This window comes from Alteromonas sp. G5_S2_22_S1 (assembly GCF_054968525.1).
On record NZ_JBQKUJ010000016.1, the window covers coordinates 1 to 17,047 of the forward strand.

The following is a 17,047-nucleotide window of genomic DNA, read 5'->3' on the forward strand; positions in this document are numbered from 1 at the left end:
GAAGCCGCCTGCGTGTTTGTGTCCCAGCCCGCCTGCGGGCGACATAATTTTTTGTTATACATTTACTTTGTACTTTAAATCGACCGCCTCGTCGCCTGTAATTCCTCTAAAACCCCACTGATATTTTTCTTGCTCTTTGATGGTGATTTCTATGTCGATTGGCTTAATACCGATGGCGGACTCTATTTCTTTGAAAAGCGTTTTAATAAGTTGCTTTTGCGTGTCCGGCTTGCGACCTTTCATCAAATTGATTTCGATTACCGTATAAGCATCGCTTCTTCCACCAGGATAATAAAAGTTGTCTTTTTCTAGAGGCACAAATCTATGTGCTCGTTTGTCTTCGGGCATACCAAGAACTGACTGCATGCAATGATGTATTACATCTGAAAGTGCAGCTTTAATTGGATTGAGATGTTGATTTATTCCATATATTACAACCACTGATGTTTCCTTGTGTATAACTTTCCAATAACGGGCGCATACATGTGGGGCATAATGGCGAAGCCGCCCCGCGTGTATGCGTCCCAGCGAACGAAGTGAGCGAGTTTATTGAGTTGTTATATTTCATCGCTTGTACAACCTGAATTCACTGGATTCAGCCACTTCACAAAGCCCTTTTAACATGCCGTATAATCTTGCTATGCAACCTGTGAGAGTTTTACTATGTAAGTTTTCACGAACAGAAACAGTTGCAATAAAGTTATGTATGCGCTGTTCTATTTTTTCATTAGGAAGGTTATGGGCGAGCTTGTTTCTTACTGCATTTAACTCTTTTATCTGTGTCCAAAGCCATTTGGGCTCTTCATTCGCTAGGCACATGCTTTCCGCAATAGTAATACACGATAATGCGTTTATTTGTGATTTTTCAAACGGTTCTGGATTAACTAACCTACTAGAAATGAATCTTCTAACTAATTTCTCTATGAGGAGGTGACCTTTAAGAACAATCAACGCAGGATCGTGTTCTTCAGACGGGAGGTGTATGATTAAGTCATTAATTGCATCTAAGCTTTGTTCGTCTTCTTTTTCCAATAAGTCTTCTAAAAAGGCGATTTCAGTATTAAAGCTGTGCTCTTTGTGTTCCCCACTATCAGACAGTTTACGTAGTTGTGATAGCTTTGTTCTCAAATCATCCTTTCTACTCATAACCCTTCCCTGAAATATAACTTTTAAATAAGGGGCGCAGGCATGTGGGGCATAATGGCGAAGCCGCCCCGCATGTATGCGTCCCAGCGAACGCAGTGAGTGACTTAATTTTTTTGTTAGGTGCGTGCTCATTTAAACTGCATTTTGTTTCTTACTAGTTGAAATATACATGCACCAGTTAATGCCGCATACACACCCAAAATAAAGTAAAACATGCTTGGGCTGGTTTCTAGAGAATAGTCCTCGCCACCTTTAGGGGAGACTTGTCCAGTAGATAGTCCATGAATAAATAAAGAGATGAAAAACAGACCACAAAAAACTAAAAGAACCTTGTCGGATTTTGAGTGTTTCTTCATAAATGGTTTCATCCAAATTACACTTGAGAAGCTTAAGCAAAGCTTGATTCAGCTGACTTTCGCTAGTAGCACCTAACACCCCACTAAGGGGCGATAACACATGGGCTAAAATTAGGAACGAAGTGACGCAGCCCATGTGTTAGCGTCCCAGCGAGCAGAGCGAGTGCCTTTAGTGTTTTGTTATGCGATTTTTAATAACAGCCTCGTTCTTTCGATGTTGGATATTTTTGAATTCCCATCTAAGGATTCTTGAAGTGACGTTTTTTCCTGTGCGTCTAGTACTGATTTTGAACTCAGTAATGTCGCTAAGCTACCAAGAGTTGCATACCACTCTTCTGAAAATGTTGAGATAAACTGAGACATTGCAGAAGCACAATTTTCTACAGAGTTTGAGGCCTCCGTGTATTCAAATTTGGTAGTGGCGCTAAGTTCCCGCTCGATTGGACCAAACAACCCAATAAATTCCAATTCAGAATTTAAAGGTCTAACACACGTGTGCAGTCTAAAGCACGGGCCAAATGTGAACTTGTGTATATGAATGAATTGAACCAAATATTCTTGTTCTCTAACCCAAAACGTTGGTTTTGTTCGAACAAAACCAAGTGGCTTGATTTGGTTAGTTAGTCTTCTTAAGACCTTATCTGCATTGGAACGTTCTAATTTTTTATCCATGTCCCACCAATCGCATAACTTTTAAATAAGGGGCGCAGACATGTGGGCTAAAATTCGAACGAAGTGAGCAGCCCACATGTTTGCGTCCCAGCCCGCGCAGCGGGCGAACTTGATTTTTTTGTTATACACGTGCCGATTAAACCTTGTTACTGGATACAAGCAGCATAACCACTGGCGAATACATTGCAATAGCCGCAAAAGCTAAAAGCGGATTCCATAAAACGAAGAACGGCATGTACACGTGATAAAGCGGAAAGTTTAAAGCGAAAGAAAAGAACTCAGACGCTGGTATCCCAACACATTTAAACCCTACAAGCATTGCGTCATAGGCGTAACAACCTACAAAATTAGACGGTTTATGACCGTAGTCCACGAAGGTGAATACGAATATTTCAATTAAAAGTAAAGCTGCAACTGCTGCGACATAAGCAATTGATAGCTTTCTCATTAACTTCCAATGTTTAGGTTTCATCAAAGTGTATAACGCTAAGCTTTGGGGCGCAAGCACGGGGCTATAATCGCGAAGCGGCCCCGTGTTTGCGTCCCAACGACCGAAGGGAGTGCCAACAGCGTTTTGTTATATTTCACTTAGTGCTCCGGACTCATTTAATACAGGCTGTGCCCACCTGTAATATTCTGACCTGTCATCAAACCAAGGCCAAAAACCATCAGTTGTTGGCCATATCATTTGTAACACATCAAAATCATCACCATCATGTAGCCACAGTCCCCAGCCTAAATATTCTTCGTAATGTGATTTGTCCACTTTTATGAAACAAACATCAAAGCCACCAAGAAAATCAGAATAGTATTTACCAGGTTCAAAGATTTCACCTGCAAGTAAACGATTTTTATAGTTATTAATAACAGAGTGAGCCAAATCAAGCTTGAGACCGACAATAATTAAATCCGGTTTGTTTTGTTGCTTGTTGATTCCAATCGAATAGCTAAAGCAGGGTTCTCCATCCCCTTCCATGACTTTTAATACGTGACATCCAAATTCTTCGATGTCACTCAGTGCTTTCTCATCCCTTTCGTCCACTAAAATCTCCGTGAAATATAACACCCCGCTTAGGGGCAAAATTAGTGGGCTATAATATCGAGCGAAGCGAGGACAGCCCACGTGTTTTTGTCCCAGCAAGCTCCGCTTGCGTCTACAGCGGTTTGTTATAAGCCCTGCCAATACAACCTTGTACAGAGTTTAAGGTTTTTAACTTACCCACTCTACTGACTACCATCGGAGCCCGCATTACTGCTGTCTTGTGCACCACCACCAAACTCAGAAAATTGTTTTACAGGCTGGTCTTGGCTTTTGTTAAATAGCCATAAACCGATAGCGGCAAAGTACGGAATTAACCAAACCAAAAGGATTTGAAAAAACTTTTGAACATTATCTAAGTCATCTCTTTTTACTAGAAAAACAGAAACAGCAAGGTTTAAAACCAAGTAGATAGCAAAAGCAATATAAACAATTAAAAGAGAGTCCATCTCACAATATCCTTTGGCTTATAACAATTTAGTGTAAGGAAAAAATCCTTTATGTAAGGTGGAAAATTTCCGTATATCACTTTTGATTTGAAATAGATTATCAAATAAAAACAACACACAAAATAAAAACGAAAGGTTTTTTAGATTGAAAGCCGGAAAATTTCTCTTTTATTTTTACCTATAGCAAAAGACTGAAGTGCTGGTTATAAAAACAGTGCTTCTTGCTAATTATAAATAGGCGTCAGGGTGAATCTTGTTAACCTTCCACTCGCCATCTTCTTTAATCAAATCCAGGCTTCGTAGGTCTTCTACTTTATCGCCGTTATAGTTGCCGCTTAAAAACACGGTAATCGTTGATTTTTCTGCAAACTCGTTTCTGCCAACCCGTCCCGCGCTTTGAGGGGTAACTGTCACTGTGTCGTATTTTAAATTAAGCAAGTGGCGTTGAACGTTACTATTCGTGTGATATCGGGTGAGTATTCTGGATAATTTTTCGCTAGAAAGCTGTATCGCAGTATCTAAGTTGTCGTCTTCATAAACACTTTTTAGAAATTTCACGGTAGTGTATTCGGGAGTGCTCTCGTCTAGCATGCCGTAGCGGCCAATGCCTTCTTCTTTTTCACCGCAGCCGGATAAAATCAAAACTGTAAAAAGCCCCAAAAGGGCGTACCACATACGCGTTTTCATTTGATATACCTTAATTTAAAGACGTCCGTTTCTTATTGATAGTTTTATATCTTAATGAAGTCAATGTACTGTTCGCTTCAATAAGCTATTGCTTGATTATTCACAATATTTAATGGAAAAGCAAAATAAGGAATGGGGGGCGTAACGCAAGAGGTAGTATAGAGAAGTCATCTAAGGCTGATTGAGACAAAAAAAGCGAGGCTTCAACAAATGCCTCGCTTCTCTAATTAAAAACGTTGCGTTTTTATTGAACTTCTTCTTGCTCGTCAAATGCACCAGCAAACAGCGGGCTACTTAGATAACGTTCGGTACCGCTAGCTAGCAGAACAACCACTACTTTGTCTTTGTTCTCTGGGCGTTCGGCAAAGCGCTTTGCAGCCACAACTGCAGCACCAGAAGAAATACCGGCAAGAATACCTTCGTCGGTCATAAGCTTACGCGCCATGTCCATACATTCATCGTTGGTCACTTGCTCAACTTCGTCAATTAAGTCTAAGTCTAGGTTACCTGGAATGAAACCTGCGCCAATGCCTTGGATTTTGTGTGGTCCAGGTGTGAGTTCTTCACCTGCAAGCGCTTGCGTGATAACCGGTGAGTCCGTTGGTTCTACTGCGATAGACGTAATAGCTTTACCTTGGGTATTTTTTAGGTATCGGCTTACACCGGTAATCGTACCACCGGTACCAACACCTGCTACAAACGCGTCTACTTTACCGTCTGTATCTTCCCAAATCTCAGGGCCCGTCGTTTTTTCGTGAATAGCAGGGTTAGCTGGGTTATCGAATTGTTGAAGCAGTACGTACTTGTCTGGGTCTGACGCAACAATTTCTTGTGCAGCAGCAACCGCACCTTTCATGCCTTTAGGCGCTTCTGTTAGCACTAGGTTTGCGCCTAATGCTTTAAGTAGCTTGCGGCGCTCTAGGCTCATGCTGCTAGGCATAGTAAGCGTTAGTTTGTAACCGCGAGAGGCAGCCACAAACGCAAGCGCTATACCTGTGTTACCGCTGGTAGGCTCTACAATCTCTTTACCTTCGGTAAGGACACCGCGCTTTTCAGCATCCCAAATCATGTTCGCACCAATACGGCACTTAACGCTGAAACTTGGGTTGCGCGATTCAATCTTCGCGTACACATTACCTGATGTTACGCGGTTTAGCTTAACTAGTGGCGTGCGGCCAATAGATAGGGAATTGTCGTCAAATACGTTCATTATAAATCCTTACCTCGTTCCTGATTTAAAGGAAACCCCGTCTGTCGTGATCTGTACGACCTTTTTAGTAGTTAATAATTCAGCGCACGTGATAGTTAATAATTCACAGCCTAAATTAGGGGATTTCGTCATACCCCTATATCATTGGTCCCAAACTGTAAAATGCAAAGTGTTTTTTAGCTATATGTTATATCTATGGGCAATCATCTAGGTGCCTTGATAATATAGTAAAAATTGCAAAGACGAAAAATTAAACGGAGTACAACAATAATGGCTTTTAGTGGCACGTCTAATTATATCGCAACCAAAGACTTACAGCTGGCGGTTAACGCTGCCATTACCTTAGAGCGCCCGCTACTTATTAAAGGTGAGCCGGGCACGGGTAAAACCATGCTTGCCGAAGAGCTAGCCGAGAGTTTAGGTACTGAACTCATCCAATGGCATATTAAGTCAACTACAAAAGCGCAGCAGGGCTTGTACGAATACGACGCAGTATCGCGCCTTCGCGATTCCCAATTAGGTGACGATCGCGTTCACGACATCAGTAATTACATTGTAAAAGGTAAGCTGTGGGAAGCATTCAGTGCAGAAAAACGTCCTGTTCTCCTCATCGATGAAATTGATAAAGCCGATATCGAATTTCCTAACGACTTACTGTTAGAGCTCGATAAGATGGAATTCTTCGTTTACGAAACACAAGAGCGTGTAGTCGCGAAGCAGCGTCCTATTGTAATTATCACGTCGAATAATGAAAAAGAGTTGCCAGATGCCTTTTTGCGTCGTTGTTTCTTCCACTATATTCAGTTTCCGAACCCAGATGAAATGCAAGAAATCGTAAATGTGCACTTCCCGGATCTAAAGAAAAAGCTGCTTGATGAAGCGTTGAAAGCCTTTTTCGAAATTCGCGATGTACCTGGCCTCAAGAAGAAGCCTTCTACCTCTGAACTGATAGATTGGTTAAAGCTACTTGTCGCTGAAGATATTCCACCTGAAGCGCTGCATTCAAAAGACGGCAAAGCAGCAATACCGCCACTATACGGTGCTTTACTTAAAAATGAGCAAGACATTCATTTGTTTGAAAAACTGGTCTTTATGGCGCGTCGCTAATGCTTATTCAGTTTTTTTATACACTGCGAAAGTATCAGGTTAAAACCACGCTCCGCGAGTTACTTGATTTGCTCAAAGCGTTGGAGCATCACGTGGTATATGCCGACATCGAAGCTTTCTACAGCTTGTCTCGTACCATTATGGTGAAAGACGAAACCCAGTACGATAAGTTCGATAGGGCATTTGCTGATTATTTTGAAGGGGTAGAGTCTGTCGATTTGTTCGGTAAAGACATCCCAGAAGAGTGGCTGCGTAAAGAGATTGAAAAAAACTTGAGCCCGGAGGAACGTGAAGCGCTGCGTAAAGCTGGCGGACTTGACGAACTTATGGACACCTTGAGAAAGCGCTTGGAAGAACAAGAAAAGCGCCATCAGGGGGGAAATAAGTGGGTAGGCACTGGCGGTACGTCGCCGTTTGGCGCCTATGGCGACAACCCGGAAGGTGTACGTATAGGTCAGAAAGGAAACCGCAAATTCTCTGCCGCTAAGGTGTGGGATAAGCGAGAGTTTAAAAACTTAAGTTCTGATGTTGAGTTAGGTACGCGCAACATTAAAGTGGCGCTTCGGAAACTGCGTAAATTCGCGCGCACAGGTGCTAGCGAACACTTAGATGTACCTACTACCATTGGCGAAACCGCGAAGAAAGGCGGCCTGCTTGATATTCACATGGCGCCAGAGCGCCACAACGCGGTTAAAGTGTTAATGTTCTTTGATGTAGGCGGTTCAATGGATCCCCACGTTAAGAGTACCCAAGAGCTCTTTTCTGCCGTACAAACCGAATTTAAGTACTTAGAGTACTTTTATTTTCATAACTGTGTATATGAAGAGGTGTGGAAAGACAATTTACGGCGGGAGAAAGAGCGTATTCCTATTTGGGATATCATTCATCGCTACGGTAAAGATTACAAGGTGATATTTGTCGGTGACGCCACTATGGGGCCTTACGAAATAACCTATCCAGGCGGCAGCGTAGAGCATTGGAATGAAGAGCCGGGTAGTGTGTGGATGCAGCGTTTGTTGAATCATTTTAGCAATGCCGTGTGGCTTAATCCGCAACCTGAAAACTATTGGCCTTATTATTCATCTATCAAGATCATCCGAGAGATCATGGAACAGAGAATGTATGGGTTAACCCTTGAAGGTCTAACTGAAGCCATAAAAGGGCTAAGTCGTAGCCGTTAGGTATAAACGACAATCGCTGATGGGCACGCGGAATTTGAATTTAGGTGATTATAATATAGCGTTCGTATTACTTGCTGGCGGGCAAAGCGCCCGTTACAAGGGTAATAAGCTGCTATCTACTCATCCCGTTTCTTCATTACCTCTTATTGAGCACAGCGTACGTACGCTCATTAAAGCAAAAGAGATATACCTTACCGCGCCATCGGCTTCTGCTTCTAGGGCTTTGTTTACAAGGGCGTGCAATCAGTCAACGTTACCGGTTCAAAACCAAGTCACTGTTGTTACGGGTAAGTGGCATTCAAGTATAGATGCTCAGTTGAGTCAGCTACCGGTTAACCTTGTATGTAACACGGCGTGGAAAGAGGGGATGGCTTCCAGTATTCGAGAAGGTGTAAAACACGTTCTGTCGATTTCTTCACAAGTCACGCTAAAAGATAAAACCATTTCTGAAGGTACACTTAAACCAGGTTGCCAAAAGGAAGCGGATTGGCCCACTCACGTTTTATTTTCATTGGCAGATTTGCCGTGCCTTGTTGAAAGTGACGTGTTGCGGCTTATCGAAGCATCGCAAAAGAACCCTAATAATATTGTTTGCAGCCAATGGCATATCAGTCGTGAAAAGCCAGGCGTAGCAAATAATTCGGGGGCACGGTTAACGGTACCAGCCATATTCCCCAAAGACATGTTTAACGAGCTACTTTCACTTCGCGGGGATGTGGGCGCTAAGCCAGTTATTAACAAATACTTAAAGGCGGGAAGGGTAACCATGGTGCCTACACCGAATGCGCAATTCGATATAGACACGTCACAGGATTGGTCGCGCATAAGCCGTCTTTTTATTTTACCCAGTCATAATCTCGCCCAGAGTAAAAAGCCAAAAGACGCTTAGGCAAACAGTAAGCTTAGCTACACGGCGTTTAAACGCACTGCATTACTAGGGCGTTGAACATAAAGAAGGCGTGCGCCCAACATGATCGCCGCCGCGCTTAAACCTACGATAATACCAATCCAAAAGCCCGCAGCTGCCATTGGCTCTGTAGTTATCCAACTGGTTCTGCCTAAGACTACGCCAGTCGGTAGGCCGATTAACCAGTATGAGACAAAGGTAATGAGAAACATCGCTGTAGTGTCCTTATAGCCACGTAATGCATTGGCCGAAATAACCTGCACCGCGTCGGATAGCTGAAATAGGGCGGCGTAGATAAGGAGCGCATTGGCAAGGGTGTAAACCGCGTCGTCACTGGTATAAAGGCCAATGATGAAGCCTTTAGCTAGCAGTGTAAATGTTGCGGTGCACGCGGCAGAGCAAAAACCAATAAAAATGGCGGTGCGAGCTGCAATTTTAGCCTGCCGCTGATTGTTTTGGCCAATTCGGTAGCCTATTCGAATAGCCGCTGCCATACCTATACTCATGGGAAACATAAACATGAGGGCTGAAAAATTCAGTGCAACTTGATGTGCGGCAACGGTTGTTGCACCAAATGGAGCAAGCAGCAGTGCAACCAATGAAAATAAGGTCACCTCAAACAGAATGGTCATGGCGATAGGTAACCCAAGTTTGAACGTTCTCGTTATGGTGGCCAAGTTTGGCTTGTATAGCTGCCCGAACAGGTTATATTTTTGCAAAGCTGGCGCAAAGCGTACGTATATCACTGTGGCGATAAGCATGGTGTAAATAACGATGGCTGTTGCAATACCACACCCTGCACCGCCCATTGCGGGTATCGGTCCAGCGCCGTAAATGAATAGATAGTTACCTACTATGTTGGCCATCAGTCCAATTACAGTAATAGTCATTGTTGGCTTGGTTTTGCCTAACCCTTCGCAGTAGTTTCTTAGCCACTGGTAAAGTGCAAAACCGGGCATTGCAAATAACACGTATAGTACGTAGTCCACGGTTATACTGTATAGTTCTGAGGCCATTGGGAATAAAGCAACAATACTTGCTGTAAAGGGAATTAAACCCGCCACCAGTACGCCTACAAAAAAGACCAAGTAGCCTGCCTGTTGACTAGCATCGGCAATGCCATTTAAATTCCGATTTCCTTGTAAACGAGAAATAATAGGGGGCAGCGCTAACGCAATCCCCTGAATAAAACACAGCAAAGGTACGGTAATACTGAAGCCCAGCGCTACGGCTGCCATATCGGTTGCACTGTAGCGGCCTGCCATGATGGTATCGCTCACGCCCATTAGCATTTGCGTAATTTGAGCAACCAGTAAAGGCCAAGCTAGTTTTAAAATATCTCTACCTTCTAAAAGAAAGCGTTTTTTATTCACGGCAATGTGTCTCTTAAGTTATCGCTAAGGTGCGAGCAGTGTGTTGGTTTATGAATTAGTGCTCTTGCCTAATAGGTTAAAGCGTGTGGAATTGAATAATGTACGTTAACCCTTCAAGTGCATACTTTATTTAAAAATGAAGAGGCATTACTTGAACCGTATCGCCTTCTTTTAATTCGCTTACTTCCTCAGGTACTATCATCAGGCAGTTTGCAGATGTAATTGACGTCATTACCCCAGAACTCTGCGATTTAAATGGCGTGACTTCCCATTCACCTTGGGCATTTCTAGCCATGGTGGCCCGCTGAAAATCCCGACGGCCTGCGCGGCGCTTTAGAGGCGTTGTGATAGTGGCGTTAATAAAGAGCGGCTCGTGGGTCTTTGCTTCTCCTTGCATTTTTTTGATAACGGGCACAACCAGTAGCTTTGCGGTGACGAACGACGACACAGGGTTACCAGGTAGGCCACAGAAAAGCGTATTATTTATTTTACCTAAGGCAAAAGGCTTACCTGGTTTAACTGCCACTTTCCAAAAGTCTATGCTGCCTAGCTCTGCAATAATATCTTTAACATAGTCTGCATCGCCTACCGATACGCCGCCGCTACTTACCATGACGTCAACGCGCTTGCTAGCCTCAATGAAAAGTTCCCGTAGCGAAACTTCGTTATCTTCAACAATGCCAAAGTCGATAAGCTCAACGTTTTCGTTTTGCAAAATACTGGCAATGCCTACCCGGTTCGATTCGAAAATTTGAGTGGCGGCGCGGCTTTCGCCCGGTGCAGCTAGTTCAGAGCCTGTAGCGACAACGCCCACGCGCAGCTTTCGGAAAACGTCTATTTTACACTTTCCTTGTGAAGACAGTAGCATGAGGTGCTCAGCGCGCAGTCGAGTGCCCTTATGAACGAGAGTATCACCACAGCCAATATCATTGGCCTTTTTACGAATGTTTTCGTGGGCGATGGGGCGTTTGTTTATCTCCACATTGCCGTTGCACTCAGAGGTATTTTCTACCATAACAACGGCATTGGCGTTGTTCGGAATAGGGGCGCCAGTCATTATTTTAAATGCCTTACCTTTTTGTAGCGGGGTATCGGCTTCCATACCTGCTGTGATAATACCTTGAACTTCGAGTTCATTGCTGCCAGAAAGGTCTTCAACGTTAACGGCGTACCCGTCCATTGCTGAATTGTCCCAAGGCGGTACATCAAGGGTGGCAACAAGGTCGTGCGCCAAAATGCGATTGTTAGCCTCAAAAATGCTTACTTGCTCTACGTCGTCAATGGCGTACGCCGCGTCTAATGCTTTGGCCAGAGCTTCTTCTAATGAAAGCCATTTTGATGACATACCCGTCACTCCTTGAAATATTTAACACGCGGATATTACAGAAAAAGCCGCGTTATACCAAAGGTTAAAGCGTGAAATAAAAGAAAGCGGGGGGTATTTTGCTTCTTCAGCTTTTGGCCCCCGTGTTTGGGTTTAATTTAAGCGCGTAACGACAGAATGTCTCTAAAGCTATCGAACACCCAGTCAGGCTGGTAGGTCGCAATACTTTCACCGTAATTGTACCCATAGGTAAGGCCTATACTTTTTATATTCGCGGCTTTAGCGGCAAGAATATCATTCTTAGAATCGCCTACCATTACGCATTCAGAGGGTAAAACGCCCAATTTTTCACAGGCATGCATAAGCGGTAAAGCAGAGGGTTTCTTCTCTAAAAGCGTGTCACCGCCAATGGTAATTGAAAACAAGGGCAACAATGAAAACGATGTAAGGATTGGTTCTATAAACTCTGAAGGTTTATTTGTTACTAACGCAAGTGTAAAGCCATGCGCTTTAAGAGTTTTGAGCGTGGCGGCAACACCGTCGTAAAGCACGGTGCTTTTGGTTTCTAATGTTCTGTAACAGATAAGAAATTTGTCTAGCGCGATATCAACTTCTTCTTGGCTAAAAGCATGGTTAATTTTTATATTACCGCTTAAACCTCTTTCAACCAGAACCCGAGCGCCATTGCCCACCCAGTGCCTTATTTTCGCTTCCTCATAGGTTGGCAGGTTGTAATCACTTAGCATCAGGTTCAGGGCTTTCGCTAAATCTGGCACAGAATCTACTAGTGTTCCATCTAGGTCGAATAGAAAGGTATTAATATCTTGCATGAACATATAATAGGGGGGAGTGTTAGGTTAATCATAACACCGCAGTATCCGTACCGCGGTATATTTATCGACCAGTTGGATTATTCAAAATCTTGGTTACTGATCCACAGTACTTGGTAGGGCTTCATTTGTAAAAAGCCGCTGGAAAGTGAAATCTCATCACGGGTAATGAGGTCAATCCAGTTGTCTGTACCTATCAAGTTAATGTCAGAAAGCAAAATAGTTTGCTCTTCGTCACATATATTGCTGATACAGAAAATACTTTGCTTTCTGTCTAAGCTCTGACGCCAATAGCCGAATATTTGATTGCCCAATTGCAGCGTAAACTGCGTAGCATTGGGGTGGAATGCAGGCTGTGCCTTACGTATGCGGATTAACTGAGAAATACGAGTTAAAACCTTGTGATGTTGAGAGAACGGAGAATCTAACAAGGCTTCTAGTTCGTTAAAGTCCCAGCGCTTTCTGTTTATCGAGCGGTTCTGGCCAGTGTTAGCGACTTTCTCATAGTCGTTAGAGGTGCCCAGTAAACTATGAATATAGATACCAGGAATACCTTCCATGCCTAACATAATGGCATGTGCACAGATAAAACGGTCGACCTGATACTTGTCAGGCCCCTTTATCGTGCCTTGCAGAGCGTCAAACAGTGTGATGTTAATTTCATACGGTTTTTGCTGACCATGCTCAGAGGCCCGCCAAGATACTTTTCCACCGAAGTGCTGCATGGCGTGAACCAAATCAGATATTTCCTCTTCAGAAAGCAGGCCTTCTGCAGGGCGCAGCCCAATACCATCGTGCGAAGCAATAAAGTTAAAGTATGCCGTGCCGTTTTGTGCAGGAGGCATGCTCATCATCCAACTCTTCAAATAAGTACAATCACCACTTACCAGTGTGTTTACAAGCAGTGGCGGTAACGAAAAGTTATAGATTGCATGGGCTTCATTTGCATTACCAAAATAGGTTAGATTTTCCCTGTTTGGAATATTTGTTTCGGTAATGATAATGATGGATGGGTCAACGTGTTCAATCAGGGTTCTTATTAAACGAATGACTTCGTGAGTTTGAAACAGATTAATGCTGTTTGTGCCCACAATTTTCCATAGAAAGGCAACCGCGTCTAAACGGAATATCTTGGCGCCTTTATCAATGTACAGTTTAATGATATCGATAAACGCTAAAAGCACTTTAGGGTTTCTAAAGTCAAAGTCTACTTGATCGTGACTGAAGGTACACCACACATACTTAGTGCCATCGGCGGTCTCGGTTTCACGCAACAAAGGGGAAACACGAGGGCGGGTCACCAGCGATAAATCGTCAGCCGGATCTGCGGTAAAGAAAAAGTCGGATCCCGGCCCTTCACCTTTAACAAAGTTGTCGAACCAAACGCTCCGCGCAGAGCAGTGGTTTATCACTAAGTCTGTCATTAAGCCATAATCTTTGGCTATGGCTTCGATATCATCCCACGACCCTAATGCTTCGTTTACCGTAGAGTAGTCGATGACAGAAAACCCGTCATCGGAACTATAAGGAAAGAAGGGAAGAATATGCACGTTATTGATTGTGTTCTTACAATAACGATGCATGAACTTATTCAACGTAACAAGAGGGCGTTCATCCTCATCAATCACGCTATCACCATAGGTGATCATGATAATGTCTTCTTCGTCCCAATAGTTGTGATGAGATTGAGGTGAAGCTATGTCAGTTTGTTGCTGAATACCTATTGTATTCATTAGCTCTGTGGCTAGCGTCTCATAAGAGACGTCTAGCGCTACATCGGCGTAAATGCTTTCTAAATGGTGCTTTACTTTGTCATGGAGGTGCTCCCATGCCATATTACTTACTCCATATATTCTGCAGTGTCAGCTTCAACCGCTTCTAATAAGCGTTCTAAAATATCCGGTACCGCACTAGTAACGCGGTTCCAACTAGGGATAAACGGTGTTTCCATTGGGTTTTCTAAGAAATTTTGTCCCGCTTTCATTATGTTGCTGGCAAACATTTCTACCGCTTTTTCCTCGCTGTGAATGTCTAAGTTCAAGCCGTTCATTACCGCGTCATTGTGATAGGTTTCTATAAAGTCTAGCGCAATACGGAAATAGGTAGCTTTTATTGAACGGAACATTTCGTTACTAAAGGTATAGCCTTGAGTCGCGAGCTTTCTAAATATCGCTTTAGTAATGTCGATAGACATTTTAGACAAACCGCCCTGGTCGTTATTTAGCGATAGGTCTTGGTGCTTATGGTCGTAAATGTCACAAATATCAGCCTGGCATAGGCGGTTGTGAGAATAATTTCGATGCATTTCAGAAAGCACACCAATCTCTAATCCCCAATCGCTGGGAATGCGGATATCGTTCAAAACGTCACGTCTGAATGAAAATTCACCGGCCAATGGATAGCGGAAGCTGTCCATGAATTCCAAATATTCGTTATCACCCATTATGCGCTTTAAGGCACGTAGTAAAGGCGTTACTAACAGGCGCGAAACTCGGCCATTAATTTTTCCATTAGCCACACGAGCGTAATAACCTTTACAGAATTCGTAGTTGAACATAGGGTTTGCAACCGGATAAATTAGCTTGGCAAGCAAATCTTTTTCGTAAGTCACAATGTCACAATCGTGCAGCGCTACAGATTCAGCGCGATTAGACGCTAAAACGTAACCCATGCAGTACCATACGTTTCTACCTTTGCCTAACTCTTTAGGGGCTAATCCTTGTGCCTGTAGCTCTTCATCAAGTGCTTTTAGTCGCGGGCCATCGTTCCATAGCACTCTGTGGTGCTGAGGAAGTTTGCCAAAGAATTTAAGTGCGTGCTTGTATTGCTCTTCGTTAGCTCTATCTAAACCGATAACAATTTCTGAAAGATAGGGCACGTTGGCCAGTTCATTCACAATATGCGGAAGAGCTTCGCCTTCAAGTTCGGAAAAAAGAGACGGTAAAATAAGTGCCATCGGGCGCTTTTGTGAAAACTGAAGCAACTCTGCTTCAAGCTCTTCGGTAGGACGACGAGCCAAGTTATGTAACGTAGTAACCACACCATTTTGATAAAAATCAGCCATGTGTCCTCCTGATCATAGGGATAGCAATTGAGTAAGCATTTCGTTCCAGCCTTCGGGGCCAGTTAGGGTGCTGGTGTATACCTCTTCTTTTTGTACTTCAGGTGGAGGATTTACCGGAGATAAAATGCGAATAGGAACGTGTGCAGCTTCAAGCATTGCCACGTCATTTTTACCATCGCCAAGGGCGATAGTGTTAACTTTCGTTAAATACTGTTTCTGGTATTCACTCGCCAGCCATTTAAGCGCTTGGCCTTTATCGCAATTACCAGAGATATGAATAAAGCGACCGCCTTCTAAAGGAAACGCGCCTCGGTCTTTAACAATTTTTAAGAAGCGGTGCTTTTCTTCCTCGCTACCTAGCCACAAAACAGGCTCCCCAAATTGACGCTTGGCCGCGAGGGCTGCAGAACGCTCATCTAAGCCAGTGCATTCTTGGATCTCTTCAATAGACATCTTAGAAAACTGCTTATATTTGCCATCGAACTCACTGCCCATTTTCTCAAGCAGTTTAATCCAGTAGTTTTTATTAGAGATAAATGCTTTACACCAATAGCCATCTATCCAAACGGTACCACTGGGCTTTTGCTTAAAAAATCCGTGGGGAATAAAAATAGCCGCGCCATTTTCAATGATGAATGGGCCATCTAAACCAATGCTTTCCCTTAGTGGCTGAAGCTCGGCAAACGTTTTGCTCGTTGTTGGAACAACCGGGATGTCTTTTTCTTCTAACGCTTTTAAAGCCGGTTTCGCCGCCTCGAATGAGTAGGTATGGTGGTCTAACAGCGTGCCGTCCATATCGGTGAAAACAAGCGTTTTCGTCATTGTTTTACGTCCTGTTTAGTAATCGTTCTTGTTTCATCAAGATAAAACACGGTATCGCTCTCTTTAGGCAGTTGGCGAAGGGCGTGTTCGGTAATCCGTTGGTAATGTTGCACAAAGTTTGCCACTTCTTCATCTGACATCACGCCTGTGCTATTTTTTGCGGCTTTTTTAGCGAGTTTATGTTCTTGCTCCAGTCGCCATTGATACACACAATCAAAACTTGGTGCTTTGAGCATAATACGGTAATCGATTTTGGCAAATAACGTTTGGTAATCGCCTGCAAGTTCGGTGTTGACGAAAGAACGCCAAATACCCAGCGGATCTTCAACTTCCTCTAAGTGATTTATAGGGGGCTTCAGTTCGCTTTGTGACTGTGGTGTAGCCCCTACACACCATCCTTCAAGTATGATGAAGTCAGGTGACGACGCTATTACAGGCCATTGTTCAGTAGGGAAGGGGTTGTCGGTTGCTTTGTCAAAGCGGGGAAGCAAGGTGCGTGACCCCGAATCTAAATTACGCAGGGTGTCTAATGCTAACGGTATATTGTGGGTGCCCGGTACGCCGCGAGTTGCGAGCAATGGGTGTACTTTTATCGCTAGTGCATTGCGCTGTGACTGATCAAAATAAAAGTCATCGATAGATAGCGATACCACCTGTTTGCCGTGAACCGATGATAGATAATATTCAATAAAACTGGTCAGCGTAGATTTTCCTGACCCTTGGCTGCCATTTATTCCAACAATAAATGGTTTGGTTGCACCTTCTTGGTGCTTTAGCAGCTGTTCACATAATGGAGTGAACCATTTTTGTGCAGTCTCTGCGTAACTACTTGGCAATTGATGCGTAGTTAAAAAGCCATGTATATCCATGTTGTCACCTC

Annotated in this window: 18 protein-coding genes; 3 read left to right on the plus strand and 15 right to left on the minus strand. The window is 43.5% G+C overall.

The annotated features are described in order from the left end of the window. Positions 1 to 54: 54 nt before the first annotated feature. The 8 genes from ACTRWF_RS15370 to cysK form a co-directional block, all read right to left on the minus strand. Positions 55 to 441 (minus strand): tautomerase family protein, encoded by a 387-nt coding sequence (locus ACTRWF_RS15370; protein ID WP_462835811.1) that lies wholly within the window; start codon positions 439 to 441, stop codon positions 55 to 57. 123 nt (positions 442 to 564) lie between these two features. Further along, on the minus strand, positions 565 to 1,146 hold the full coding sequence (locus ACTRWF_RS15375) for a hypothetical protein (protein ID WP_071968172.1): 582 nt from the start codon (positions 1,144 to 1,146) through the stop codon (positions 565 to 567). A gap of 536 nt (positions 1,147 to 1,682) precedes the next feature. Beyond that, entirely contained in the window at positions 1,683 to 2,174 is a 492-nt protein-coding gene (locus tag ACTRWF_RS15380) for a hypothetical protein (RefSeq protein WP_239260057.1), read from the minus strand. Positions 2,175 to 2,310: 136 nt separating this feature from the next. Beyond that, positions 2,311 to 2,622: a hypothetical protein gene (locus ACTRWF_RS15385; RefSeq protein ID WP_055018621.1), complete on the minus strand. Its 312-nt coding sequence runs from the start codon at positions 2,620 to 2,622 to the stop codon at positions 2,311 to 2,313. Positions 2,623 to 2,751: 129 nt separating this feature from the next. Then, positions 2,752 to 3,216 carry a DUF4262 domain-containing protein gene (locus ACTRWF_RS15390; protein WP_334061023.1) on the minus strand — a complete coding sequence of 155 codons (465 nt, stop codon included), beginning with the start codon at positions 3,214 to 3,216 and terminating at the stop codon, positions 2,752 to 2,754. A 182-nt stretch (positions 3,217 to 3,398) separates the two neighbouring features. Then, positions 3,399 to 3,662, minus strand: coding sequence for a hypothetical protein (locus tag ACTRWF_RS15395; protein WP_334060958.1), 264 nt, complete (start codon positions 3,660 to 3,662; stop codon positions 3,399 to 3,401). Between the two features lie 228 nt (positions 3,663 to 3,890). After that, positions 3,891 to 4,349, minus strand: a complete 459-nt coding sequence (locus ACTRWF_RS15400; protein WP_015067356.1) for a nuclear transport factor 2 family protein — start codon at positions 4,347 to 4,349, stop codon at positions 3,891 to 3,893. Positions 4,350 to 4,593: 244 nt separating this feature from the next. Then, entirely contained in the window at positions 4,594 to 5,559 is a 966-nt protein-coding gene (cysK, locus tag ACTRWF_RS15405) for a cysteine synthase A (protein WP_012518655.1), read from the minus strand. A 270-nt stretch (positions 5,560 to 5,829) separates the two neighbouring features. On the opposite strand from cysK, the gene ACTRWF_RS15410 reads away from it, so the two are divergent. The 3 genes from ACTRWF_RS15410 to ACTRWF_RS15420 are packed head-to-tail and all read left to right on the plus strand — an operon-like array spanning position 5,830 to position 8,736. After that, positions 5,830 to 6,666 carry an AAA family ATPase gene (locus ACTRWF_RS15410; RefSeq protein WP_012518654.1) on the plus strand — a complete coding sequence of 279 codons (837 nt, stop codon included), beginning with the start codon at positions 5,830 to 5,832 and terminating at the stop codon, positions 6,664 to 6,666. Beyond that, a complete protein-coding gene (locus tag ACTRWF_RS15415; protein ID WP_020743719.1) occupies positions 6,666 to 7,847 on the plus strand; it encodes a vWA domain-containing protein in 1,182 nt (393 codons plus the stop codon). The genes ACTRWF_RS15410 and ACTRWF_RS15415 overlap by 1 nt, the downstream gene beginning before the upstream one ends. A 19-nt stretch (positions 7,848 to 7,866) precedes the next feature. Continuing rightward, the gene (locus ACTRWF_RS15420) at positions 7,867 to 8,736 is read left to right on the plus strand and encodes an NTP transferase domain-containing protein (RefSeq protein ID WP_462835812.1); all 870 of its coding nucleotides are present in this window, start codon (positions 7,867 to 7,869) and stop codon (positions 8,734 to 8,736) included. Positions 8,737 to 8,753: 17 nt separating this feature from the next. Here the strand turns inward: ACTRWF_RS15420 and ACTRWF_RS15425 are convergent, their stop codons facing one another. From ACTRWF_RS15425 to ACTRWF_RS15455, 7 genes are all read right to left on the minus strand, one after another. After that, positions 8,754 to 10,127 carry an MATE family efflux transporter gene (locus ACTRWF_RS15425; RefSeq protein ID WP_462835813.1) on the minus strand — a complete coding sequence of 458 codons (1,374 nt, stop codon included), beginning with the start codon at positions 10,125 to 10,127 and terminating at the stop codon, positions 8,754 to 8,756. A gap of 130 nt (positions 10,128 to 10,257) precedes the next feature. Then, positions 10,258 to 11,472, minus strand: coding sequence for a molybdopterin molybdotransferase MoeA (moeA, locus tag ACTRWF_RS15430; RefSeq protein WP_015067351.1), 1,215 nt, complete (start codon positions 11,470 to 11,472; stop codon positions 10,258 to 10,260). Between the two features lie 137 nt (positions 11,473 to 11,609). After that, positions 11,610 to 12,281, minus strand: a complete 672-nt coding sequence (locus ACTRWF_RS15435; protein WP_278385928.1) for a phosphoglycolate phosphatase — start codon at positions 12,279 to 12,281, stop codon at positions 11,610 to 11,612. Positions 12,282 to 12,361: 80 nt separating this feature from the next. After that, on the minus strand, positions 12,362 to 14,116 hold the full coding sequence (locus ACTRWF_RS15440) for a sugar phosphorylase (protein ID WP_012518648.1): 1,755 nt from the start codon (positions 14,114 to 14,116) through the stop codon (positions 12,362 to 12,364). A 5-nt stretch (positions 14,117 to 14,121) separates the two neighbouring features. Continuing rightward, positions 14,122 to 15,345: a glycosyltransferase family protein gene (locus ACTRWF_RS15445; protein ID WP_462835814.1), complete on the minus strand. Its 1,224-nt coding sequence runs from the start codon at positions 15,343 to 15,345 to the stop codon at positions 14,122 to 14,124. Between the two features lie 12 nt (positions 15,346 to 15,357). Then, positions 15,358 to 16,167, minus strand: coding sequence for an HAD-IIB family hydrolase (locus tag ACTRWF_RS15450; protein ID WP_012518646.1), 810 nt, complete (start codon positions 16,165 to 16,167; stop codon positions 15,358 to 15,360). Next, positions 16,164 to 17,036, minus strand: a complete 873-nt coding sequence (locus tag ACTRWF_RS15455) for a kinase-like protein (RefSeq protein ID WP_024016394.1) — start codon at positions 17,034 to 17,036, stop codon at positions 16,164 to 16,166. Before ACTRWF_RS15455 ends, ACTRWF_RS15450 begins: the two co-directional genes overlap by 4 nt. Positions 17,037 to 17,047: the final 11 nt, after the last annotated feature.